This is a genomic window from Streptomyces sp. NPDC004266 (assembly GCF_042874095.1).
Lineage (GTDB): Bacteria > Actinomycetota > Actinomycetes > Streptomycetales > Streptomycetaceae > Streptomyces.
The window spans coordinates 846,700-867,885 of the sequence record NZ_JBIAMM010000001.1 but is presented as its reverse complement, the minus strand read 5'-3'; the positions used below and the strand labels follow the sequence as shown (position 1 = coordinate 867,885).

Genomic DNA, 21,186 nt, shown 5'->3' with positions numbered 1-21,186 from the left:
AGCTAGTCTGAGGCCATGACGTACAGCGGAGTGGTGAAGGTCGGCGGCGCGGCGGACGTGCACGAGCTGACGGACCTGATGATCTCGAAGGTCGCGGTCGGTCCGATGGACAACAACGCGTATCTGCTGCGCTGCCGGGCGAGCGGCGAGCAGCTGCTGATCGACGCGGCCAACGAGCCCTCGACGCTGCTCACGCTGATCGGTGACGACGGCATCTCCGCCGTCGTCACCACCCACCGGCACGGCGACCACTGGCAGGCCCTGGAAGAGGTCGTCGCCGCGACCGGCGCCCGGACCTACGCCGGCGCGTACGACGTGGAGGGCATCCCCGTCCCGACCGACGTGCCCGTCGAGGACGGCGACACGATCCGGGTGGGCCGGGTCGAGCTGACCGCGCGCCGCCTCGTGGGGCACACGCCGGGCTCGATCGCCCTGGTCTACGACGACCCGCACGGCCACCCCCACGTCTTCACCGGCGACTGCCTCTTCCCGGGCGGCGTGGGCAACACCTGGAAGGACCCGGAGGCCTTCGCGAGCCTGATCCACGACGTGGAGACCAAGCTCTTCGCGGTCCTGCCCGACGAGTCCTGGGTCTACCCCGGCCACGGCCGGGACACCACGCTCGGTGACGAGCGCCCGCACCTCGCGGAGTGGCACGAGCGCGGCTGGTGACCCCGGCGCGCGGCTCCCGAGCTGCGCACCTCCGTACGCCCCCGTAACCGGGACGGCGGCGGGGTAGTTGGCGCGACATGCGCCAAAGTCACCCTCCGTCGTCGCCCCGGCCGCCCTCGATGGCCCGGCTCGCCGCCGCCTCGCTCGTCGGCACCGCCATCGAGTTCTTCGACTTCTTCGTCTACGGGACCGCAGCGGCCCTGGTCCTGGGGCCGCTCTTCTTCCCCACCTTCTCGCCCCTGGCGGGGACCCTGGCCGCCTTCGGCACCTTCGCCGCCGGCTTCCTCGCCCGTCCCCTCGGCTCGGTGCTCTTCGGGCACGTCGGCGACCGGTACGGCCGGCGGCCGGTCCTCTTCGTCTCGCTGCTCCTGACGGGCTGCGCCACGGTCGCGGTCGGCTGCGTCCCCACGTACGCGACGCTCGGCATCGCCGCCCCGGCGCTGCTGCTCGCCCTCCGCTTCCTGCAGGGCCTCGGCCTGGGCGGCGAGTGGGGCGGGGCGGTCCTGCTCACCGCCGAGCACGCCCCCGAGCACCGGCGCGCGCTGTGGTCGAGCTTCCCGCAGGTCGGGCCGGCGATCGGCTTCCTGCTGGCGAACGGGGTGATGCTGGCGCTCACCGCCGGGCTGAGCGACGCGGAGTTCCGCGCCTGGGGCTGGCGGGTGCCGTTCTGGGCGGCGGGGCTGCTCGCGGTCGGCGGCCTGCTGCTGCGTTCCTCGCTCGCGGAGACCCCGCAGTTCGAGGAGCTGTCCGCGTCCGGGCGGCGCGCGGGCGCCCCGCTGGCGGAGGTCGTCCGCGACCACTGGCGGCTCGTGCTGCTGACGGCCGGGGCGCTCGCGGTCGGGTACGCCGTCTTCTACACGGTCTCCACCTGGGCGCTGGCCTACGGCACCGAGCGGCTCGGGGTGAGCAGCACGGTGATGCTGGGCTGCGTCATGGCGGCGGTGGCCGTCATGGGCGCGGTCACCCCGTTCCTGGCCCTGCTCGGTGACCGCTGGGGCCGCCGGCCGCTCTGCCTGGCGGGGTGCGCCGCCTCGGCGCTCTGGATGTTCCCGATGGTGGCGCTGCTCCACACGGCGCGGCCGCTGCTGATGTTCCTCGGGTTCCTGGGCTCGCTGCTGGCCTTCATCACGATGTTCGCGGTGGTCGCCGCGTACCTCCCGGAGCTGTACGAGCCCCGGGTCCGCTGCACGGGGGCGGCCGTCGGCTACAACCTGGCCGGTGTCCTGGGCGGCGCGCTGACGCCCGTCGTCGCCACGACCCTCTCCGACGGCGGCTCCGGCCCGCCCTGGGGCGTCGCGGCGTACCTGACGCTGGTCGCGCTCCTGAGCCTCGGCTGCTTCGCCCTCCTGCCGGAGACCCTTCCGGGCCGTGCCGGACGTCCGGCACCCGAGCCCGCCACGGTCTGATCCGTGCGGGCGGTACGGGAACGGCGACGGCCGACCGGGGTGCTCCCGGTCGGCCGTCGGTGTGCGCGGGTGGGCCGTCAGGCCTCGACGCTGTCCTTCGGGGTCTCCTCGGCGACGGCCGGGGCCTCGGCCTCGCTCCGGGCCTGCTTCCTGGAGGCGATCAGGCTGGTGACGGTGGTGACCGCCAGGACGCCGCCGATGACCGCGAGCGAGAACGGGATGGAGATCTCGGGGACGTGCACCCCGGACTCGTGCAGGGCGTGCAGCACGAGCTTGACGCCGATGAAGCCGAGGATCACCGACAGGCCGTAGCTCAGGTGGACCAGCTTCTTGAGCAGGCCGCCGATGAGGAAGTACAGCTGCCGCAGACCCATGAGGGCGAAGGCGTTGGCCGTGAAGACGATGTACGGGTCCTGGGTGAGGCCGAAGATCGCCGGGATGGAGTCGAGGGCGAAGAGGATGTCGGTGGTGCCGATGGCGAGCATGACGACCATCAGCGGCGTCAGCACCCGCTTGCCGTTGTTGCGGATGAAGAGCTTGGTGCCGTGGTAGCGGTCGGCGACGCCGAACTTCTTCTCGACGGTCTTGAGGAGGCGGTTCTCCTCCCAGTCCTCCTCGTCCTCGTCGGAGCGCGCCTCCTGGATGAGCTTCCAGGCGGTGTAGATCAGGAACGCGCCGAAGAGGTAGAAGACCCAGGAGAAGCTCGCGATGATCGCGGCGCCGGCGGCGATGAAGATCGCGCGGAGCACCAGGGCGATCAGCACGCCCACGAGCAGCACCCGCTGCTGGAGGTGCGAGGGGACCGAGAACTTCGCCATGATCAGGACGAAGACGAAGAGGTTGTCGACGCTGAGCGACTTCTCGGTGATGTAGCCCGCGAAGAACTCGCCGGACGCCTGGCCGTTGCCGAAGACCAGCAGGCCGAGCCCGAAGAGCGCGGCCAGCACGATCCAGACCACGGTCCAGATTCCGGCTTCCTTGACCGAGACGTCATGGGGCTTGCGCCCGATGAAGAAGTCGGCACCGATGAGGGCACCCAGACCGAGAACGGTCAGTACCCACAGGGTCATCGAAACGTCCACTGCGCCTCCGGCGTCGTACGGCTACTGATCAGCGTCGTCGCTGCCGGAGGTCTCTTCCACCCGGTGGCGGACGGGCCGCCGGGCCGACGCCCCGGGATCGGATCGATGATGATCCGTCCGTATTGACGGGTACGCCGCGCAATGGGGAGTACTCCCCTCCGCACCAAGAAGAGTACCCGAAAGACCAAGAGAAGGTAAAGAGAAGGGTAAAGAGGCTCCAAAAGGCCAGGTCAGAATGGCTTTTCATGGCGAGCGGCCGCCACCTGCGCGAGGACCTGACGCAGGATCCCGCTGCCCGGAGGAAGGAGCGGCGGCTCGTACGACCAGGCGTGACCGACCCACGGATCGGCCAGGTGGTCGTCGGGCACGGGGGTGAGCCGCAGCAGCGAACGCCACAGCGGGTCGAGCAGCGGTCCGTACGCGGCCGCGTCCTCCCGGGCCGCGACCATCAGCAGGTGGACGCCGACCGAGGGGCCCTCGTCGGCGAGGTACCGCAGCCGCGTGACCGCCCGGTCGTCGAAGCCGTGCGGGAAGTCGTGCACGATCAGCAGCTGCCGGGCCGTGTCCAGACCGGGCGGCAGCGCGTCGGCCGCCCCGCCCCGCAGCGCCATCTGGAGCAGGTCCACCCGCTCCGTGAGCTGCTCCAGGACCGCCGAGACACCGGCCGCTCCCCGGGCCGGCGGGGCGGCCGCCCCCGTCTCCACGAGGGGCGCGAGGGCCGCGGCGCCCGCGCCCGCCGGGTCGATCAGATGGACGGTGAAGCCGTCGGCCGGGTGCGCCGCGAGGAGCCTCGCCGCGTGCGCCACCGCGCAGTCCAGGGCGAGCCGCCGCAGCTCGACCTCGTCGAGGAGCCCGGCCGCCTCGGAGTGGCCCCGTCCGGAGTCCACCCACAGACCGCGCTCCAGCGGCAGCCGGACGAGCATGGGGATCCGCAGGTCGGTCCGCTCGGGGAGGTGGAGGTCGCCGAGCCGGATAGCCATCGGCTCCTCGTCGGGGACGCGGTACGCGTGCCAGACCGGGTTGTCCCAGCGGGCGTAGGCGGCCGGCAGCGCCGGCTCGACGACCTCGGACTCGGCGGCGAGCTGGGCGAGGTCCCGCTCCAGGACCGCCCGGGCGCGCTCCACGAGCTCGTCGCGCCGGGCGCGGGCGGCGGCCCGCGCGGCGTCGTTCGCGCCGTCGGCCCGGGCCCGGTAGTCGGTGAGCGTCTCGTCGAGCTCCCGGTCGAGCCGGGACTCCGCGAAGTCGCAGGCGCTCCGGTAGGCGGCGGCGGTGCGGGCCAGGTCCTCGAACATGCCCCACACCTGGTTGTAGAGCCGCTCGTCCATGGACCAGCCCGTGGCGTCCCCGGCGACCGGCACGGGCGGGGCCTGCCGGGGCTCGGGGGCGGGGGCGGGCTCGGCGGCGGAGGCCGTCCGGCGCCGCGGGTGGGAGTAGTCGACGGGCCCGCCGCCGATCGACGGGGGCGTCGGGTCCTGGCCGGACGGGGCCGTCGGGTCCGGTACGGACGGGGGCGTCGGGTCCTGGACGGGCGCCGCCGGCTGGTGCACGCGCTCGGCCTGGGGGACGCGGGGTGCCGGGGCCTCGGCCGGGCGCTCCCGCTCGGGTGCCACCGCCGCCAGGATCGACGCGGCGAGGTCCCCGGGGCGCTCCAGGCCCTGGTCGCCGAGCAGGGCGGCGAGCCCGCCCGCGTACCCCTGGCCCATGGCGCGGACCTTCCAGGCGCCCTGGCGCCGGTACAGCTCCAGGGCGACGACGGCGGACTCCGTGTCGAGGCCGGTGATGGTGTAGCTGACGATCTCGGTGCCGTCGGGACCGGTGACGGCGACGAACGGGGCCGCGAGGGCCCCGAAGCGCACGGCTCCGTCGGTCAGCGCGAGGAGCACCGAGACGCGGTGGACGGTGTCGGGGACGGCGTCCAGATCCACGGCGAGGCGGTGGTCGGCGGCGGCCCCCGGGGGCACGTCGACACCGGGCAGGGAGGGCGCGCCGGGGTGGGCGATCCACTCCGCGCCCGCGACCCGGCCCCGCTCGTCGCCGAGCGCGGCTCCGGCGAGGACGGGATGACCGGCCGACACCCGGATCTCCAGTCGGGTCTCGGGCAGGGGGTGGTTCTGCCCCCGGACCAGCTCGGCCGTCATCGTCTCTGTCCCCTCGGTGTTTCCGGGTGCGGATCATGCGGACAGCTCCCGGCGGCCTCGCGCCTCCGGGAGCTGTGGGTGTGCCCTGCGGGGCCCGTCTACAGGTGCGGCAGGATCGCGGGCATCAGGTCCTGGAAGGTGCGCCCGTTGGCCGGGTTGCCCAGGGCCGTCATCTGCCAGCCGGAGCCGACCCGGTGCACCTTCGCCATGATCTGCGCGGTGTAGTTGCCGCCGCCGTCGAGGGTGTAGCGGGCGAGCTCCTGTCCGTTCGTCTCGTCGACGATCCGGCAGAAGGCGTTCTGCACCTCCTGGAACGTCTGGCCGGTGAAGGAGTTCACCGTGAAGACGATCTGGTCGATGTGGACCGGCACCCGCTCCAGGTCCACGAGGATCGCCTCGTCGTCGCCGCCCTGGCCGGCACCGCCGACGAGGTTGTCGCCGGTGTGCTTGACCGAGCCGTCGTCGCTGACCAGGTGACGGAAGAAGACCACGTCCACCGGCTGCTTCTCGGCGAAGAGGACGGCCGAGGCGTCCAGGTCGATCTCCCGGGTGCGCGAGCCGAAGAGACCGCGGCGCGGCGCCGCCTGCCAGCCGAGCCCCATCCGCACCTGGGTGAGGCTGCCGCCGCCCCTCTTCTCCAGGCTGATGGCCTGACCCTTGGTCATGTTGACCGACACGCGTTTGCCCCTCTCGTTAGCGTTCCCCGCGCCCGCTGTCCGGTGCGTGCGGTTGTCGAGCACCCTACGCAGCGGCACCGACACCGCGGAGGCTCGGTCCGGTTTTGTGTCGGTCTTGCAACACACCGGACCGTCCGCCCGTCCTCGCCGGTCAGGCGAGTCCCGCCTCCTTCATCTGGCGCAACTCCTTCTTCAGCTCCCCCACTTCGTCCCGGAGCCGGGCCGCCACCTCGAACTGCAGCTCGGCCGCGGCGGCGCGCATGCGGTCGGTCATCTCCTCGATGAGCGCGGCCAGTTCGGTGGCGGGCCGGTCGCCGAGCTCGACGGTGGAGCCGGCCTTGCCGCCCTTGCCCTTGCCCTTGGCCGCGGGGCCGTGCGCGGCGAGCGAGGGCACGGGGGCCTTCGCGCCCTTGCCCTCCTTCGCCTGCCGGTAGCCGGTGCCGAGCAGCTCCTCGGTGTCGATCTCCTCACGCGCGATGGTCGCGACGATGTCGTTGATCTTCTTGCGGAGCGGCTGCGGGTCGATGCCGTGCTCCGTGTTGTACGCGATCTGCTTCTCGCGGCGCCGGTTGGTCTCGTCGATGGCCTGCTCCATCGCCGGGGTGATCCGGTCGGCGTACATGTGGACCTGGCCCGACACGTTCCGCGCGGCGCGGCCGATCGTCTGGATGAGGGAGGTCCCGGAGCGCAGGAAGCCCTGCTTGTCGGCGTCGAGGATGGCGACCAGGGACACCTCTGGCAGGTCGAGGCCCTCCCGGAGGAGGTTGATGCCGACGAGGACGTCGTACTCGCCGGCGCGCAGCTCGCGCAGCAGCTCGATGCGGCGCAGGGTGTCGACGTCGCTGTGCAGGTAGCGCACCTGGATGCCGAGCTCCAGGAAGTAGTCGGTGAGGTCCTCGGCCATCTTCTTGGTGAGGGTGGTGACGAGGACCCGCTCGTCCCGCTCGGCGCGCAGCCGGATCTCGTGGACCAGGTCGTCGATCTGGCCCTCGGTGGGCTTGACGACGACCTCGGGGTCGACGAGTCCGGTGGGGCGGATGATCTGCTCGACGAAGCCGTCGCCGCGCGAGAGCTCGTAGGTGCCGGGGGTCGCGGAGAGGTAGACGGTCTGACCGATCCGCTCCTGGAACTCCTCCCACTTCAGCGGGCGGTTGTCGAGGGCGGAGGGGAGCCGGAAGCCGTGGTCGACCAGGGTCCGCTTGCGGGAGGCGTCGCCCTCGTACATGGCGCCGATCTGGGGCACGGTGACGTGCGACTCGTCGATGACGAGGAGGAAGTCCTCGGGGAAGTAGTCGAGGAGGGTGTTGGGCGCGGAGCCGGGCTCGCGGCCGTCGAAGTGCATCGAGTAGTTCTCGATGCCGGAGCAGGAGCCGATCTGCCGCATCATCTCGATGTCGTACGTGGTGCGCATCCGCAGGCGCTGGGACTCCAGCTGCTTGCCCTGCTTGTCCAGCTCGGCGAGGCGGCCCTCCAGCTCGCGCTCGATGTCGTTGATCGCCCGCTCCATGCGCTCGGGCCCGGCGACGTAGTGGCTGGCGGGGAAGACGTACAGCTCGCGGTCCTCGCTGATGACCTCGCCGGTGAGCGGGTGGAGGGTGGAGAGGGCCTCGATCTCGTCGCCGAACATCTCGATGCGGACGGCGAGCTCCTCGTACACCGGGAAGATCTCGATGGTGTCGCCGCGCACCCGGAAGGTGCCGCGGGTGAACGCCAGGTCGTTCCGGGTGTACTGGATGTCGACGAAGCGGCGCAGCAGCTGGTCGCGGTCGATCTCCTCGCCGACCCTGAGCGGGACCATCCGGTCCACGTACTCCTGGGGCGTGCCGAGGCCGTAGATGCAGGAGACGGAGGCGACCACGACGACGTCCCGGCGGGTGAGCAGGGAGTTCGTCGCGGAGTGGCGCAGCCGCTCCACCTCCTCGTTGATGGAGGAGTCCTTCTCGATGTAGGTGTCCGACTGGGGGACGTACGCCTCGGGCTGGTAGTAGTCGTAGTACGAGACGAAGTACTCGACGGCGTTGTTCGGCAGGAGCTCGCGGAACTCGTTCGCCAGCTGGGCGGCCAGCGTCTTGTTCGGCGCCATCACCAGGGTGGGGCGCTGGAGCTTCTCGATCATCCAGGCGGTGGTCGCCGACTTGCCGGTGCCGGTGGCGCCGAGGAGCACGACGTCCTTCTCACCCGCGCGGATGCGCCGCTCGAGGTCGGCGATGGCGGTCGGCTGGTCGCCGCTGGGCTGGTACTCACTGACGACCTCGAAGGGCGCCACCGAACGTTCGATCTTGGAAACGGGCCGCATGCAACCACCGTACGACCCGGCACTGACACTCGGGCGGTGATCGGCTCACCGCCCGGCCGCCGGCCCCCCCGTCACCAGTCCTGGGAGCGGTGTCCGCCGCGCGGGACGGCCCTGCGCGCGGCCCGTCCGGCGGGGCGGGCGCTCCAGTTGGCGGGCTCGCCGTAGGACGGGACGTGGCGCGGCGCGGGCACGCCGGGGCGGTGCGGGGTCCGGGCCGCGGGCCGCTGCCAGTCCGGGTCGCCCATCACGAGCAGCGGGTCGAACATGACGACGACGGCGGCCAGGATCAGGAAGACCGCCGGCCCGATCAGCATGGGCAGGAGGAGCGAGGTGGCGGCGGGGTCGCCGGCTCCGGCGGGGGCCCCGGCGCCGTGCAGGTGGACGCTGACGGCGGCCATGGCGGTGTAGTGCATACCACTCACGGCCAGGCCCATCACCAGGCTCGCGCCGAGACTGGCCAGAAATCCATGTACGGAGACGGCCGCCCAGAGGGCCGCGGTGGCGGCCACGACGGCGATGACCACGGAGAGCGCGACGGTGACCGTGTCGTACTCGATCCGGCCCTGGAAGCGCATACCGGCCATGCCGAGGTAGTGCATGGTGGCGACGCCGAGGCCGGTGATGGTGCCGCCGGTGACCAGGGTGAGGGCGGTCGCCCCGCGGTAGCCGACGATGAAGATGCCGATGCCGACCATGAGGACGGCGACGCCCAGGCTGGCGAAGGTGATGGGGCGGTCGTAGTCGATGGGCGCCTGCGCGACGGAGAAGCCCATCATGGCGATGAAGTGCATCGTCCAGATGCCGGTGCCGATCGAGGTGGCGCCGAGGGCGAGCCAGCCCGCCTTGAAGGTGTCGTGGTGACGGAGCGATCTGGTGGTGCACCTCAGGCCGAGGGCGCCGCCGAGGCAGGCCATGAGAAAGGCGGCCACCGGCGTGACGAGCCCGTAGCTGAATCCGTCGACCGTGCCCTGCATGAGCGTGTGCCCTCCACCCCTGGTGCAACGTCGTCCGAAAACAGTCGGTACCGCTGGGTAGTACTACCGGGGCGAGATTATGGCGCGCCGGGGGCCCGGCGACCACGTGACCGGGGAATTTCCATGCGCGAGACCGGAGCGAGACCGGTCCGTGATCTCGGGGAGGGTTCCGGGCCGGTCGGCCCGCGACCGTTCCGGACCGGCTTGTCCGTGACGGCTCGCGGCCGGGGTGCCGGTGACGGTTCGGGGCCGCCTTGCCGGTGGCGGTCCCGGTCCGTGGTGCCGGTGCCGGTTGCGGGCCGCGTTGTCGGTGGCGGGTCGTACCGTGGGCGGCATGGACATCGACGCGGGGGCGGCGGCGGGGCCGGACGGCCGGGAGCGGGCCGTCACGGTGGAGTGGACGGTCGTGGAGAGCGCCATCGGGCCGCTCCTCCTCGCCGCGACCGGGCGGGGGCTCGTGCGGGTCGAGTTCCACGCCGACGCGGCCCGGCGGGAGCGGATGCTCGGCCGGCTGGCGGGGCAGCTCGGCGCGGAGCCGGTGGAGCGCGCCTCGGGACGGCTGGCGGAGGCGACACGCCGGCTCGACCGGTACTTCGCGGGCGAGCCGGACCGCCTCGACCTGCCGCTGGACTGGAGCCTGACGACCGGCTTCAACCGGCAGGTGCTGCGCGAGCTGGCGACGGGCGTCCCGTACGGCACGGTCGTCGGGTACGGGGAGCTGGCGAGGCGCGTGGGCCGGCCGGGCGCGGCGCAGGCGGTGGGGGCGGCGATGGGCGCCAATCCGCTGCCGGTCGTGGTGCCCTGCCACCGGGTGGTGGAGAGCGACGGCGGTCTCGGCGGCTTCGGCGGCGGCCTGGAGACCAAGCGGCGGCTGCTGGCCCTGGAAGGGGTGCTGCCCGCGCCGCTCTTCTGAGCACGGGCGGCTCCGGGAGGGAGGAGGGGGCGTTCCCATCAGATGGGACGGCTGGCACACTCACGTAAGTGACCCACACCCCCAGTGCCCCTGACGCTGCCGTGCCCGACGAGATATCCGTCGCCGTCTCCCCCGTCGAGCTGCCCGCGCTCCGCCGACGCGTCCAGGCCACGCTGATCGCCACCCAGATCCTGGGGGGCCTCGGCATCGCCATCGGCTTCGCCCTCGCCGCCGTCCTGGCGAGGGACGTGAGCGGCACCGAGGCGCTGTCCGGCCTCGCGTCGACGGCCTCGGTGGCCGGCTCGGCACTGGTCGCCATGCCGCTGGCCACCCTGATGGCCTCGCGGGGGCGCCGGACCGGACTCGTCCTCGCGTACCTGCTGGCGGCGCTCGGCGCCGGCGTGGTGGTGCTCGGGGCGGTCCTCGGGAACTTCCCCCTCCTGCTCGTCGGCCTCCTCGGCTTCGGTGCCGGGTCCTCGGCGAACCTGGCGGCCCGCTTCGCCGCCGCCGACCTCGCCGAGCCGGACCGCAGGGCCCGGGCCATCTCCACGGTGGTGTGGGCGACCACGATCGGCGCGGTGCTCGGACCGAACGTCGCCGCGCCCGCCGGGAAGAGCGTCGCGGACCTGGGCGTCCCGGCCGCCGCCGGGCCGTTCGTCTGGGCCGCCGGTGTCTTCGTGCTCGCGGCGGCCGTGGTGGCCGTGCTGCTGCGACCGGACCCGCTGCTCACCGCCCGCGCGCTGTCGTCGGCCGCCGGTCCGGGCGAGGCGGAGGAGGGCCGCTCCCTGCGGGCCGGGATGGACGCGGTGCGCACGTCCCCGAGGGCCCGGATCGCCCTGGTCACCATCGCCGGCTCGCACACCGCCATGGTGTCGATCATGTCGATGACGCCGGTGGCGCTCACCCATCACGGCGCGGACGCCCAGCTGATCGGACTCGTGATCAGCGGGCACATCACCGGGATGTACGCCTTCTCGCCGCTGATGGGCTGGCTGTCCGACCGCCTCGGCCGGCTCTCGGTGATCGGGCTCGCGGTCGGTCTCATCGGTGCGGCCGCACTCGTCGCGGGCACGGCGGGGCCGTCGCACGGCCGGACCGCGCTGGGCCTCTTCGTCCTGGGTCTGGGCTGGTCGGCGGGGCTGGTGTCCGGGTCGGCGCTGCTCACCGACTCGGTGCCGCAGGCCGCGCGGGCCGCCGTCCAGGGGCTCTCCGACTTCGTGATGAACACCGCCGCCGGGGTCGGCGGTCTCGCGGCGGGCCTGATCGTCTCGCAGGCGGGCTACGGGCCGCTGAACGCGATCGCCGCCTGTCTGCTGCTGCCGATGGCGGCGCTCGCGCTGCGCGGCGCCCTGCGGAAGGTCTGACCGGCCCCCTCCCGCCTCAGCGCGGCACCGCCGGGGACGAGGCCCCGCCGGCCAGTCGTCTCGGGGCGCCCGTGCCGTCGGCGGGCACCGACCAGACCGCTCCCCCGTATCCGTACGCGAGGGTCCTCGGGTCCGTCCACAGCGCCTGGTCGTCGATGCCGCGCCGCTCGGCGACGGGGTGTTCGCGTCCGGTGCGCAGGTCGTACACGTACAGCCGCCACGGCTCGCGCGGGCCGTCGGAGACCCGCTTCTTGAAGGCGATCCGGGTCCCGTCGGGGGAGAGCGAGGGGCATTCGACGTTCTCCCGCAGGGCCCGGGCGGACCAGTTCCGCATGTCGCCCTCGACGAGGCGGGTGCGGCCGCCCGTCGAGACGGTGGCGTAGAAGCGGTTGTCGTCGGCGGCGAAGGTGACGCCCCAGTAGTTGACGTCGGGGGCGTGGTGGCGGCGGCCGTCGAGGGTGAGCGGGATCTGCTCGATGTTCTTCACCAGGTAGCCGGTGCGCAGGTCGAGGATCGAGGTGCGGGTGGAGAAGGCCGAGCGCGCGTACGAGTCGCCGGTGGCGAACATCGTCCAGGACAGCATGCGTCCCGAGGCGGAGACCCTCGCCCGGCTGGGGATGCCGGGCAGGGCGATGCGGCGGGTCTCGCGGAGCCGGCCGTCGAGCACGAGGACGTACGAGCGGGCCGGTACGCCCGGCCGCCGCTGGAGGCAGAGGGCGGTGGAACCGGCGGCGTGGAAGCGGTCGCAGGTGGGGCCGCCCGCCACCCGGCCGCCGGGCGAGGCCGGGTCCACGCGCGCGACGCGCCCGCTCGCGGTGTCCCGGATGTAGAGCGCGCCGGTGCCGCCGTCGAGGGTGAAGCCCGGCTCGGCGGTCCCGGTGGCCGCGGCCCGCCCGGAGGCGGCGCGGAGGGTGTAGGCGGTGGCTCCGCCGCCGAGCAGCAGGAGGGCGAGGACGAGGATCCCCACACGCGCGCGCGTGGAGGCGGGGACGTTCATGTCGTACTCCCTTCGGGGACGTTCACGTCGTGCTCCCTTCGGGGCGGCCGTGCCGCGCTCCTTCCGAGGACGGTCATGTCGTGCTCCTTTCGGGAGTCGGCCCGGACGGCAGCAGACGGGCGGCGCAGCCCAGGGCCGCCGCGAGGGCCAGGAGTGCCGCCACGAGGGCCGTCTCCGGTCCGCTCGCCGTCCAGAGGGCGCCGAAGGCGACGGCGGCGCCGAGCCGGGCGAGCGCCTGCGCGGTCTGGACGACCGCGAGACCGCCGGCCTGCCGTCCCTCGGTGAGGAACGGTCCGGTGAGGGCCATCAGGACGCCGTCGGTGGCGGCGTAGAAGACCCCGAGCAGGGCGAGGACGCCCACGAGGGCCGCCGCGCCGGGCACGGGGGCGAGGAGCAGCCCGTAGGCGAGGAGCAGGGCCCCGTGCCCGTACAGGAGGAGCCGGCGGCGCCCGAGGCGGTCGGCGAGGCGGCCCGCCGGGACGGCGAGCAGCAGATAGACGGCTGCGGCGCCGAGCGGCAGGAACGGGAACCAGGTCGCGTCGAGGTCGAGGCGCCGCTGGAGCAGCAGGTAGAGGAAGGAGTCGCCGACGGTGGCGGCGCCGAGGAGGGCGGCGCAGAGCACGATCCGGCGGTACGCGGGTGAGCGCGGGGCCGCGAGGAGCCCGCCACGCGCGCGTGGCGCCGCCGGGATCCTGGGCCGCGTGCCCCGGTCCTCCCGCGGCCGGCCGGGGTCCCGCGGCCGTCCCGGGACGAAGAGCAGCCAGACCAGCACGCCGAGCGCGCCGACGCAGAAGCTGACGGCGAAGACCGTCTCGTACGTCTCGGCGGTCGCCCACAGCAGGGCGAAGGCGGCGAGGGGCCCGAGGAGGGCGCCGGTGGTGTCCATGGCGCGGTGGATGCCGAAGGCTCGGCCGAGGTCCTCGGGCGGGCTGTGCAGGGTGATGAGCGCGTCGCGGGGCGCGGTGCGGACGCCTTTGCCGAGCCGGTCGGCGGCGAGGGAGCCGGCGATCCAGCCGGTCGCCCCGCCGGCGAGGAGGAGGCCGAGCCGGGAGCAGGCGGAGAGGGCGTAGCCGAGTCCGGCGACCTGTTTGTGGCGGCCGCCGCGGTCGGCGCCGGCGCCGCCGAGGAGGCGTACGAGCGCGGTGGCGCCGGTGGTGAGGCCGTCGAGGAGGCCGAACTGGAGCGGGGAGAGGCCGAGTCCGAGGACCAGGTAGAGCGGCAGGACGGCGGTCACCATCTCCGAGGAGACGTCGGTGACGAGGCTGACCGTGCCGAGGACGAGGACGGTGCCGGGGACGCGCCGCCGGGCCCCGGTGGGGCGGGGCGGCGCGTCGCGGCGACCGGTGGTCGCGAGGTACATCAGTGGCAGGCGTAGGTCGGGCCGGAGTCCTTGACCTGGTTGTCGGTGCCGACGTACTGCCAGGTGTAGGTGGTGTCGGTGAGGTCCAGCTTCAGGACGCCGTACGTGCCGCTGATCCGCTTCTGGCTGTTCGGCTGGACCGTCTCGATGTCGTAGGGCTCGGCGCCGCCCATGCCGCCGACGATCTCGACGATGCCGTCGGCGGTGGCCCGCCCGTTCGGGTCCTGCGGGGCGAAGCGCTCGTAGTGGTGGTCGTGTCCGTTGAGGACGAGGTCGGCCCCGGCCCCGTAGAGGATCTGCCATACGGGCTTGGAGACGGGGTCGTTGCCGTGGCCGCCGGAGGAGTACAGCGGGTGGTGGAAGTAGGCGGCGACGCAGCCCTTGGTGTTCCGCGCGAGGTCGTCCTTGAGCCACTGGATCTGCGCGGCGTCGTCGAAGGTGTTGGAGTCGAGGGCGACGAAGTGCCAGTTGCCCTGGTCGTAGCTGTAGTAGGGCTTGCCCTGGGGGTAGGCGATCGCGCCGAAGTACGACTTGTAGCCGGAGAACGCGCCGGCCGGGTCGTAGGACTCGTGGTTGCCGGGCACGGGCCGGGTCTGCGCCTTGAAGGCGCCCCAGGTCTTGTCGTAGTAGTTGCGGAAGTCCGACAGCCGGGCGTCGTCGTACTGGTTGTCACCCATCGTCAGGTAGAAGGACGGCGCGATGCGCTGGGCCAGCGCGGCGGTCTTCGGGTGGGCGCAGGAGCTGCTGGAGGCGGTGCACTGGGCGGCGATGTCGCCGGCCGCGACGACGGTGAAGGCGCCGGTGGGCGGGGGCGTGGTGGAGGTGGTGCCGTAGACCTCCACCGTGTAGAGCGAGTAGCCGTACGAGGTGCCGCGCGCGGTCCCGTAGACGCGCAGGTAGCGGCCGGTGCCGGTGAGCCCGGTCCAGTCGTCGGTGCCGCCGTTGCCCGCGGTCTCGGTGGCGAGGCGGGTCCAGGTGGTGCCGTCGGCGGAGATCTCGACGCGGTAGGCCTTGGCGTAGGCGGCCTCCCAGACGAGCTTGACGCGGGAGACGGTGGCCGAGGGGCCGAGGTCGACCTTGATCCATTGCGGGTCGACGCCCTCGGTGCTGGCCCAGCGGGTGGTGGAGACGCCGTCGAAGGCCTTCTCGGGGCCGAAGGTGGAGTCCTCGACGGAGGAGGAGGTGGCCGGCCTGCCCTGGGAGATCAGGGTGTCGGCGGCGGCTCCGGCCCGGTCCGGGAGGGCGAGCAGGAGCCCGCCGACGAGCAGCAGCACGGCGCTGAGGACGAGGGGCAGTCGGTCGGTGGTGCGGCGGGGTGGGGCGGAGGCGAACGGGCGCATACCTGGGCTCCCTGGCCTGGGGGTCGGCGAGAGCTGGACACCGGTGCGGGGCACCACGGACCGGCCGCGGGGTGCGGCCGGGTCACCCGTGCCGTGGGGGACGGACACGGGCGACCGGCCGGGTGGCGATTCGGGCGCCACACGGCGGGGTGGTGCTCGGCGGCCGGGTCAGAGCTCTCGCTGAGCGCGTCACGCCCCTGGGAGGGGGCGCCGCGCCGAGCCGCTGCCCGGGAGAATAGCGGACAGGAAGGTTTCCTACCAGACTCCCGACTCCCCCTCCGCCGCCCGGAGTTCAGGGGCCCGGACGGCTCTCGGCCCGGGGGCGCGGGGGTCCTCAGAGGCTGATGTGGTACGCCTTGCGCAGGGTCTCGTGCACGGTCCAGGTCGTCCGGTCGCCCTCCCGCAGCACGCACGCGTCGCCGGGGCCGATCTCCAGCGTGTCGCCGCCCTCGACGGCGACGGTCGCCCGCCCGGAGACCACCACGAAGAGCTCGTTGGCCTCGGTGTCGGTGACGACGCCGGGCGTGATCTGCCAGATGCCGCGCAGTTGCCTGCCGTCGGCCGACTCCCACAGCACCTTGCCCGTCACCTCGGGCGTGCCGGAGACGATCTGGCCGGGGTCGAGGGGCTCGACCTCCAGCTCCGCGTCGGGGATGTGCACGGCGAAGGAAGGCAGGTCATGAGTCGTCATGGGCGGTGACTGTAGCCGGGCCCCGAAGGCCCCCCGAGGCCGGGATCGGCTGGAAGAACAGCCTCCGTTTCGGCTCCGACCAGGCGTGACGCCGAGGACCGAGGACGGCGACGAAATCCGCACCGGCCCTCCGCCGCAGCGCCCCAAGGGTGTCGCGGCCGTCGTCGCCGCCTCCGTCCGGCGCCCCGTCACGGATTCCGCAGGCGGCTCCCGGGGTGTGGCGGGAGGTCGCCGACGAGGTTTGCGGGGCCGGTGATCGCGCCAAGGAATGGGACATGCCCACACAGGTGTCCGAAGAGGTACGGGAGGCGCTCCACGAGGGCCGGCCCGTCGTCGCGCTGGAATCGACGCTCATCGCCCACGGTCTGCCGCGCCCGCGCAACCTCGCCGTGGCGACGGAGCTGGAGGAGTCCGTACGGGCCGGGGGCGCCGTCCCCGCCACGATCGCGGTCATCGACGGCACGGCCAGGATCGGCCTCGACCGGGCGGCCCTGACCCGCGTCGCCGAGGACCCGTCGGTGCGGAAGCTGGGCCACCGCGACCTGGCCCCCGCCCTGGCGACCGGGTCGACGGGGGCGACGACGGTCTCGGCGACGGCCCGGCTGGCGGACGCGGCCGGCATACGGGTGTTCGCGACGGGCGGGCTCGGCGGCGTGCACCGCGAGTGGAGCGAGACGCAGGACGAATCCGCCGACCTGCGGCTGCTCGCCCGGGTCGGGATCACCGTGGTGTGCGCCGGGGTCAAGTCGATCCTCGACGTGCCCGCGACGCTCCAGCGCCTGGAGACGCTGGGGGTGACGGTCGTCGGCTACGGCACGGACCGCTTCCCCGGCTTCTACCTCTCCTCCTCGGGCGAGCCCGTCGACTGGACCCTGCGCACCCCGGAGGAGGTGGCGGGGGTGATGCGGGCGCAGGACGGGCTCGGCGGCCCGCGGGCCGCGCTCGTGGTGGCCAACCCGGTGCCGACGGCCGAGCAGTTGGATCCCGCGCTGCACGACCGGGTGCTCGCGCGGGGCCTGGCGGCGGCGAAGGAGAAGGGGATCGCCGGGCAGGCGGTGACGCCGTTCCTCCTCGAATACCTGATGGTGCACACCGAAGGAGCGTCCCTGGAGGCCAACCTCGCGGCGGTACGCGGCAATGTGCGGCTCGCCGCGAGCATCGCGGGGGCGTACGCGGCGGGGACCGCGCCCGGCGGCACGGCGACGGTGCCTCCGGGCACGGGTGCCGCCGGGGCGGACGGCGCTCCGGCGACCGGCACCCACGGCCGGTGACCCGGCCCGGGGGCGCGCTGCTCGTCGTCGGGGACGTGGTCACGGACGTCGTCGCCCGGCACCGGACCCCGCTCGCCCCCGCCACGGACACGGCGGCGGAGATCCGGACCCTCCCGGGCGGCGCCGGGGCCAACGCCGCGTGCTGGGCGGCGCGTTCGGGCCACGGCGAGGTGCGGATGCTCGGCCGGGTGGGAACGGACGCGGCCGGCTGGCACGAGCGGGCGCTGCGCGGGGCGGGCGTGCGCCCCCTGCTCGTCCCGGACGCGGACGCGGCGACGGCCACGGTGATCGCGCTGGTGGACGGCTCGGCGGAGCGCACCTTCCTGACGGACAGCGGTGCCGCGCTGCGCCTCTCCCCCGCCGACTGGTCCGCGGGCCTGCTCGACGGCGTGGCCCGGCTGCACCTCTCGGGGTACCTGTTCTTCGCCGCGACGAGCCGCGAGACGGCCCGCCGGGCGCTGCGGGACGCGCGGGCGGCGGGGGTCCCGGTGAGCGTGGACCCGGCGTCGGCGGGGTTCCTGGCGGAGCTGGGCGCGGACCGGTTCCTCGCGGCGGCGGAGGGTGCCGAGACGTTGCTGCCGAACGCCGACGAGGCCCGGTCGCTCACCAGGCGCGGCGAACCGGAGGCGGCGGCAGCGGAGTTGAGCCGGCGTTTCCCGCTGGTCGTGGTCACCCTCGGGGCGGCGGGCGCGCTGGTCGCCGAGGGCGGCACGGTCACCGCGCGGGTGGCGGCGCCGCCGGTGCGGCCGGTGGACTCGACGGGCGCGGGCGACGCGTTCACGGGGGCGTTCCTGGCGGCGCGGCTGACGGGCGCGGACCCGGCGCGGGCCGCCGAGGCGGGCTGCCGCGCGGGCGCGGAGGCGGTCACCACGGTGGGCGGCAGACCCCGGGCCGGCCCGGGCGACGGCTGACGGTCCCCGGAGCCCGTCCGGCCCCGATCCGCCGGACGGGCCCTACGTCCGCAGCCCCGTCCAGGCCGGGTGGCGCGGGTCGTCGGCGCGCACGACGACGTCCGCCGCCTCGGTGGGGCCGACCTCCGTCTCGTACCGGGCGAAGGCGGGCAGGGTCCAGGCCTCCTCCGTGCGCCGGGCGAGGGCGCCGGGCGAGAGGCGCAGGTGCACGGTGAGGTCGAAGGGGAACCAGTGGCCGAGCAGGAAGGTCCCGTGCAGCACGAGCACCCCGCGCGGCGGCAGCGTGACGTACGGGCTGCGGGTCGCGCGGTCCGTGGCCGGGTCCCACAGGTCGGGCAGCACGCGCCCGGTGCCGCCGGGGTCCAGCGGCCCGAAGACCTCCCGCCACAGGGCCCCGGTGTCGGTCCATCCGCTGTAGTACGCGTCGGGGTCCTGCTTCCCGTACTCGTACCGGAGGGAGGCGGGCCGCAGGAAGCCGCCGGTGCTCACGACCCGGACCGCCCGCCCGCGCGTGCGCAAGGCCTCGGCGAGGAGCCCGGCGAGTTCGCCCCCGGGCGCGGCGGGCGGGCCGTCGATGCCCACCTTGAGCCAGTCGTCGCCCGCCGCGGCGGGCGACGCGTCGAGGTGGCCGGCGAGCGTCTCCGCCAGCCGGTCCCAGGTGATCGCCTCGTATCGCATGCCACCCATCCTGCCCGCCCCGCCCGCCCCTGACGTGTACCGGCCGACGTCTTCGGCCGTACGGTGACGTCGCCGAGCGACCGCACGGCGTCCACGGAGGAGAGGACTGGTTCCCATGAGCCGGTGTCGGGAAGCACTGCCCTACGCGACCACGGAGGCGACGACGCCCTTCGGCCTCGGGCTGCACCACGTGCAGCTCTCCCTGCCGCCGGGCGAGGAGGAGGTGTGCCGCCGGTTCTACGTGGACGTGCTGGGCATGACCGAGATCCAGAAGCCGCCGGTCCTCGCGGCGCGCGGCGGCCTGTGGGTGCGTTCGGACGCGCTGGAGATCCACCTGGGCGTCGAGGAGGACTTCCGGCCGGCCCGCAAGGGGCACCCGGGCATCCTGGTCGCCGACCTCGACGGTCTGGCCGAGCGGCTGACCGGCCTGGGTGTCGAGGTGACCTGGGACGACGACTTCCCTGGCCACCGCCGCTTCTACGTCGCCGACTGCCACGGGAACCGGCTGGAGTTCCTTCGCCCCGAGCGCTGAGCCGGGCTTGACCTTGTCACTGGCGTCAGGGTCCGAGCATCGGGTCCATGGACACCACCACACCCACCAGGGTCGTCGTCGTCACCGGCGCGGGCACCGGCATCGGCCGGGCCACCGCGCGCTCGTTCGCCGCGCAGGGGGCGACGGTCGTCGCCGTCGGCCGCCGGGAGGAGCCGCTGCGGGAGACCGCCGAGGGGCACCCGGGCATCCGTCCGTTCGCCGCCGACGTCACGGCGGAGGGCGCGGCCGAGGAGATCGTCCGCGCCGCGCTGACGGACCACGGCCGGCTCGACGTCCTCGTCAACAACGCCGGGATCTCCGCCGGCGGCCCGCTCGGGACCCTCGACCGCTCCGTGATCGCCCCGCTCCTGGAGACGAACCTCGTCGCCCCGGTCCTGCTCACCCAGGCGGCCGTCCCCGCGCTCCGGGAGTCCCGGGGCGTCGTGGTGAACGTGACGACGACGATCGGCCAGCGCGGCTGGCCCGGCAACTCCGTCTATCCGGCGACCAAGAGCGCCCTGGAGACCCTGACCCGCTGCTGGGCGGTGGAGCTCGCGCCGGCCGGCGTCCGGGTCGTGGCGGTCGCGCCCGGTGCGATCGAGACCCCGATCGCGGACCACATGGGCCTCTCCCCTGAGCGGCGGAAGGCGGTGCGGGCCTGGCAGCTGGCGCACACCCCGCTGGGGCGGGTCGGACGGCCGGAGGAGGTCGCCTGGGCGATCACGGCGCTCGCCGCCCCGGACGCCGCGTTCCTGACCGGCACCGTCCTGCCCGTCGACGGGGGTGCGCTGGTCTCGTGATACGACTGCGCGAGGAGGTGACGTCCTTGCGCATCGGCGAACTGGCCCGGCGGACCGGGGTGTCGGCCCGCGCCCTGCGGCACTACGAGCAGGCGGGGCTGATCACGTCGGCCCGCGCGGCCAACGGGTACCGGGCGTACGAGGAGATCGCCGTCACGCGGGTGTCGAACATCCGGTACCTGCTGGACGCGGGGTTCACGCTGGACGACGTCTCCGCGTTCCGCGCCTGTCTGGACGGGGACGTCTCGGCGGTTCCACCGTCCGCCCGCGCCCTGGAGATCGCCCGCGAGCGCCTCGCCGTGATCGACGCGCGCATCGCGGCGCAGACCGCGGCCCGCGACCGCCTGGCGAAGGCGCTGGCCGCGCGGGGCTGACCCCGGGCCCTGGCCCCTCAGGCCCGCGCGGCCACCGGCGCGGTCCGCTCCAGCACGGCGCGGCCCGACCGGAGCGCCTCGTTCAGCGTCAGTTCCTCCTCGGCGAGGGCCCTGCAGGTCGCCGTGTCGGTCCGCAGCCGGGCGTCGGGGGCGTCCACCCGCCCGTCCCCGTAGGACACACCGCCGTCGGCCCCGAGCCGTACGTGGAACTCGCCCTCGTCGAGGGCCACCTGGACGACCCCCGCGCCGAGCTCCGCCAGCGCGCCGAGGAGCGGGATCGCGTACCAGTGGGCGCGGACGGCGTCGGTGGGCCGCGGCTCGCCGAGTTCGGGCGCGCCCCAGGCGGCGAGGGTGCGCAGGACGGGCAGCAGGTCACGTCCGCGCGGGGTGAGTTCGTACACGTACGCCGAGGCGGGTGGGGGCAGTCGGCGCCGGGTGACGAGTTCGGCGCCCTCCATGTCCTTGAGGCGGCCGGCGAGCATGTCGGTGCTGACGCCGGGGAGGTCGGCGTGGAGGTCGGTGTAGCGGCGCGGCCCGGCGAGGAGTTCGCGGACGACGAGCAGGGTCCAGCGGTCGCCGACGAGGTCGAGGGCGCGCGCGGCGGCGCAGTGCTGGTCGTAGCTGCGGCGGCGTGGCTGACGTGGCATGCGACGCAGTCTAGACATGTTGTTGGACTTTCCAAGCTCGAACTTGGTAAAACCAAGCAACAA

Annotated in this window: 20 protein-coding genes; 9 read left to right on the top strand and 11 right to left on the bottom strand. The window is 74.0% G+C overall.

All coding sequences use genetic code 11. The features are described from left to right. The first annotated feature begins 15 nt into the window (after positions 1-15). Both ACFYUZ_RS03870 and ACFYUZ_RS03865 read left to right on the top strand, forming a co-directional pair. Entirely contained in the window at positions 16-672 is a 657-nt protein-coding gene (locus ACFYUZ_RS03870) for an MBL fold metallo-hydrolase (RefSeq protein WP_389305999.1), read from the top strand. 119 nt (positions 673-791) lie between these two features. Then, positions 792-2,078 carry an MFS transporter gene (locus ACFYUZ_RS03865; protein ID WP_389306275.1) on the top strand — a complete coding sequence of 429 codons (1,287 nt, stop codon included), beginning with the start codon at positions 792-794 and terminating at the stop codon, positions 2,076-2,078. 77 nt (positions 2,079-2,155) lie between these two features. On the opposite strand, the gene ACFYUZ_RS03860 is transcribed toward ACFYUZ_RS03865, so the two are convergent. The 5 genes from ACFYUZ_RS03860 to ACFYUZ_RS03840 form a co-directional block, all read right to left on the bottom strand. Continuing rightward, a complete protein-coding gene (locus ACFYUZ_RS03860; RefSeq protein WP_389305997.1) occupies positions 2,156-3,160 on the bottom strand; it encodes a TerC/Alx family metal homeostasis membrane protein in 1,005 nt (334 codons plus the stop codon). 230 nt (positions 3,161-3,390) lie between these two features. Beyond that, a complete protein-coding gene (locus ACFYUZ_RS03855; RefSeq protein WP_389305996.1) occupies positions 3,391-5,298 on the bottom strand; it encodes a TerD family protein in 1,908 nt (635 codons plus the stop codon). Between the two features lie 98 nt (positions 5,299-5,396). Further along, entirely contained in the window at positions 5,397-5,975 is a 579-nt protein-coding gene (locus ACFYUZ_RS03850) for a TerD family protein (protein WP_030692674.1), read from the bottom strand. 151 nt (positions 5,976-6,126) lie between these two features. Beyond that, entirely contained in the window at positions 6,127-8,271 is a 2,145-nt protein-coding gene (gene uvrB, locus ACFYUZ_RS03845) for an excinuclease ABC subunit UvrB (RefSeq protein WP_389305995.1), read from the bottom strand. 71 nt (positions 8,272-8,342) lie between these two features. Further along, the gene (locus ACFYUZ_RS03840) at positions 8,343-9,245 is read right to left on the bottom strand and encodes an MHYT domain-containing protein (RefSeq protein ID WP_389305993.1); all 903 of its coding nucleotides are present in this window, start codon (positions 9,243-9,245) and stop codon (positions 8,343-8,345) included. Positions 9,246-9,579: 334 nt separating this feature from the next. Here ACFYUZ_RS03840 and ACFYUZ_RS03835 point away from each other — a divergent pair, with 334 nt between their 5' ends. After that, the gene (locus tag ACFYUZ_RS03835) at positions 9,580-10,158 is read left to right on the top strand and encodes a methylated-DNA--[protein]-cysteine S-methyltransferase (protein ID WP_389305991.1); all 579 of its coding nucleotides are present in this window, start codon (positions 9,580-9,582) and stop codon (positions 10,156-10,158) included. A gap of 68 nt (positions 10,159-10,226) precedes the next feature. Then, a complete protein-coding gene (locus ACFYUZ_RS03830) occupies positions 10,227-11,522 on the top strand; it encodes an MFS transporter (protein WP_389305990.1) in 1,296 nt (431 codons plus the stop codon). Positions 11,523-11,538: 16 nt separating this feature from the next. On the opposite strand, the gene ACFYUZ_RS03825 is transcribed toward ACFYUZ_RS03830, so the two are convergent. The 4 genes from ACFYUZ_RS03825 to ACFYUZ_RS03810 form a co-directional block, all read right to left on the bottom strand. Then, a complete protein-coding gene (locus ACFYUZ_RS03825) occupies positions 11,539-12,519 on the bottom strand; it encodes a TolB family protein (RefSeq protein WP_389305988.1) in 981 nt (326 codons plus the stop codon). Positions 12,520-12,592: 73 nt separating this feature from the next. After that, positions 12,593-13,879: an MFS transporter gene (locus tag ACFYUZ_RS03820; protein WP_389305986.1), complete on the bottom strand. Its 1,287-nt coding sequence runs from the start codon at positions 13,877-13,879 to the stop codon at positions 12,593-12,595. Further along, complete coding sequence (locus ACFYUZ_RS03815; protein ID WP_389305985.1) at positions 13,879-15,219, bottom strand: discoidin domain-containing protein; 1,341 nt, start codon at positions 15,217-15,219, stop codon at positions 13,879-13,881. The genes ACFYUZ_RS03820 and ACFYUZ_RS03815 overlap by 1 nt, the downstream gene beginning before the upstream one ends. Positions 15,220-15,553: 334 nt before the next feature. After that, a complete protein-coding gene (locus ACFYUZ_RS03810; protein WP_389305983.1) occupies positions 15,554-15,910 on the bottom strand; it encodes a cupin domain-containing protein in 357 nt (118 codons plus the stop codon). Positions 15,911-16,185: 275 nt separating this feature from the next. Here ACFYUZ_RS03810 and ACFYUZ_RS03805 point away from each other — a divergent pair, with 275 nt between their 5' ends. Together ACFYUZ_RS03805 and ACFYUZ_RS03800 are read left to right on the top strand one after the other, a co-directional pair. Next, entirely contained in the window at positions 16,186-17,181 is a 996-nt protein-coding gene (locus tag ACFYUZ_RS03805) for a pseudouridine-5'-phosphate glycosidase (protein ID WP_389305981.1), read from the top strand. Then, entirely contained in the window at positions 17,178-18,092 is a 915-nt protein-coding gene (locus ACFYUZ_RS03800; protein WP_389305980.1) for a carbohydrate kinase family protein, read from the top strand. Before ACFYUZ_RS03805 ends, ACFYUZ_RS03800 begins: the two co-directional genes overlap by 4 nt. Positions 18,093-18,134: 42 nt before the next feature. Here ACFYUZ_RS03800 and ACFYUZ_RS03795 read toward each other — a convergent pair whose 3' ends face one another. Beyond that, positions 18,135-18,770 carry a uridine kinase gene (locus tag ACFYUZ_RS03795; protein WP_389305978.1) on the bottom strand — a complete coding sequence of 212 codons (636 nt, stop codon included), beginning with the start codon at positions 18,768-18,770 and terminating at the stop codon, positions 18,135-18,137. Positions 18,771-18,885: 115 nt separating this feature from the next. Here ACFYUZ_RS03795 and ACFYUZ_RS03790 point away from each other — a divergent pair, with 115 nt between their 5' ends. The 3 genes from ACFYUZ_RS03790 to ACFYUZ_RS03780 are packed head-to-tail and all read left to right on the top strand — an operon-like array spanning position 18,886 to position 20,476. Next, entirely contained in the window at positions 18,886-19,302 is a 417-nt protein-coding gene (locus ACFYUZ_RS03790) for a VOC family protein (RefSeq protein ID WP_389305976.1), read from the top strand. Positions 19,303-19,349: 47 nt separating this feature from the next. Next, positions 19,350-20,102 carry an SDR family NAD(P)-dependent oxidoreductase gene (locus tag ACFYUZ_RS03785; protein WP_389305974.1) on the top strand — a complete coding sequence of 251 codons (753 nt, stop codon included), beginning with the start codon at positions 19,350-19,352 and terminating at the stop codon, positions 20,100-20,102. 26 nt (positions 20,103-20,128) lie between these two features. Then, complete coding sequence (locus ACFYUZ_RS03780; RefSeq protein WP_389306274.1) at positions 20,129-20,476, top strand: MerR family transcriptional regulator; 348 nt, start codon at positions 20,129-20,131, stop codon at positions 20,474-20,476. A 17-nt stretch (positions 20,477-20,493) separates the two neighbouring features. Here the strand turns inward: ACFYUZ_RS03780 and ACFYUZ_RS03775 are convergent, their stop codons facing one another. Continuing rightward, positions 20,494-21,123 (bottom strand): winged helix-turn-helix transcriptional regulator, encoded by a 630-nt coding sequence (locus ACFYUZ_RS03775; protein ID WP_389305973.1) that lies wholly within the window; start codon positions 21,121-21,123, stop codon positions 20,494-20,496. Positions 21,124-21,186 lie beyond the last annotated feature (63 nt).

Coding starts and splice junctions, on each gene's coding strand:
- ACFYUZ_RS03870 (WP_389305999.1), top strand. CDS start 16: ATGACGTACAGCGGAGTGGTGAAGGTCGGCGGCGCGGCGGACGTGCAC.
- ACFYUZ_RS03865 (WP_389306275.1), top strand. CDS start 792: ATGGCCCGGCTCGCCGCCGCCTCGCTCGTCGGCACCGCCATCGAGTTC.
- ACFYUZ_RS03855 (WP_389305996.1), bottom strand. CDS start 5,298: ATGACGGCCGAGCTGGTCCGGGGGCAGAACCACCCCCTGCCCGAGACC.
- uvrB (WP_389305995.1), bottom strand. CDS start 8,271: ATGCGGCCCGTTTCCAAGATCGAACGTTCGGTGGCGCCCTTCGAGGTC.
- ACFYUZ_RS03840 (WP_389305993.1), bottom strand. CDS start 9,245: ATGCAGGGCACGGTCGACGGATTCAGCTACGGGCTCGTCACGCCGGTG.
- ACFYUZ_RS03835 (WP_389305991.1), top strand. CDS start 9,580: ATGGACATCGACGCGGGGGCGGCGGCGGGGCCGGACGGCCGGGAGCGG.
- ACFYUZ_RS03825 (WP_389305988.1), bottom strand. CDS start 12,519: ATGAACGTCCCCGCCTCCACGCGCGCGCGTGTGGGGATCCTCGTCCTC.
- ACFYUZ_RS03820 (WP_389305986.1), bottom strand. CDS start 13,879: ATGTACCTCGCGACCACCGGTCGCCGCGACGCGCCGCCCCGCCCCACC.
- ACFYUZ_RS03815 (WP_389305985.1), bottom strand. CDS start 15,219: ATGCGCCCGTTCGCCTCCGCCCCACCCCGCCGCACCACCGACCGACTG.
- ACFYUZ_RS03810 (WP_389305983.1), bottom strand. CDS start 15,910: ATGACGACTCATGACCTGCCTTCCTTCGCCGTGCACATCCCCGACGCG.
- ACFYUZ_RS03805 (WP_389305981.1), top strand. CDS start 16,186: ATGCCCACACAGGTGTCCGAAGAGGTACGGGAGGCGCTCCACGAGGGC.
- ACFYUZ_RS03795 (WP_389305978.1), bottom strand. CDS start 18,770: ATGCGATACGAGGCGATCACCTGGGACCGGCTGGCGGAGACGCTCGCC.
- ACFYUZ_RS03790 (WP_389305976.1), top strand. CDS start 18,886: ATGAGCCGGTGTCGGGAAGCACTGCCCTACGCGACCACGGAGGCGACG.
- ACFYUZ_RS03785 (WP_389305974.1), top strand. CDS start 19,350: ATGGACACCACCACACCCACCAGGGTCGTCGTCGTCACCGGCGCGGGC.
- ACFYUZ_RS03775 (WP_389305973.1), bottom strand. CDS start 21,123: ATGCCACGTCAGCCACGCCGCCGCAGCTACGACCAGCACTGCGCCGCC.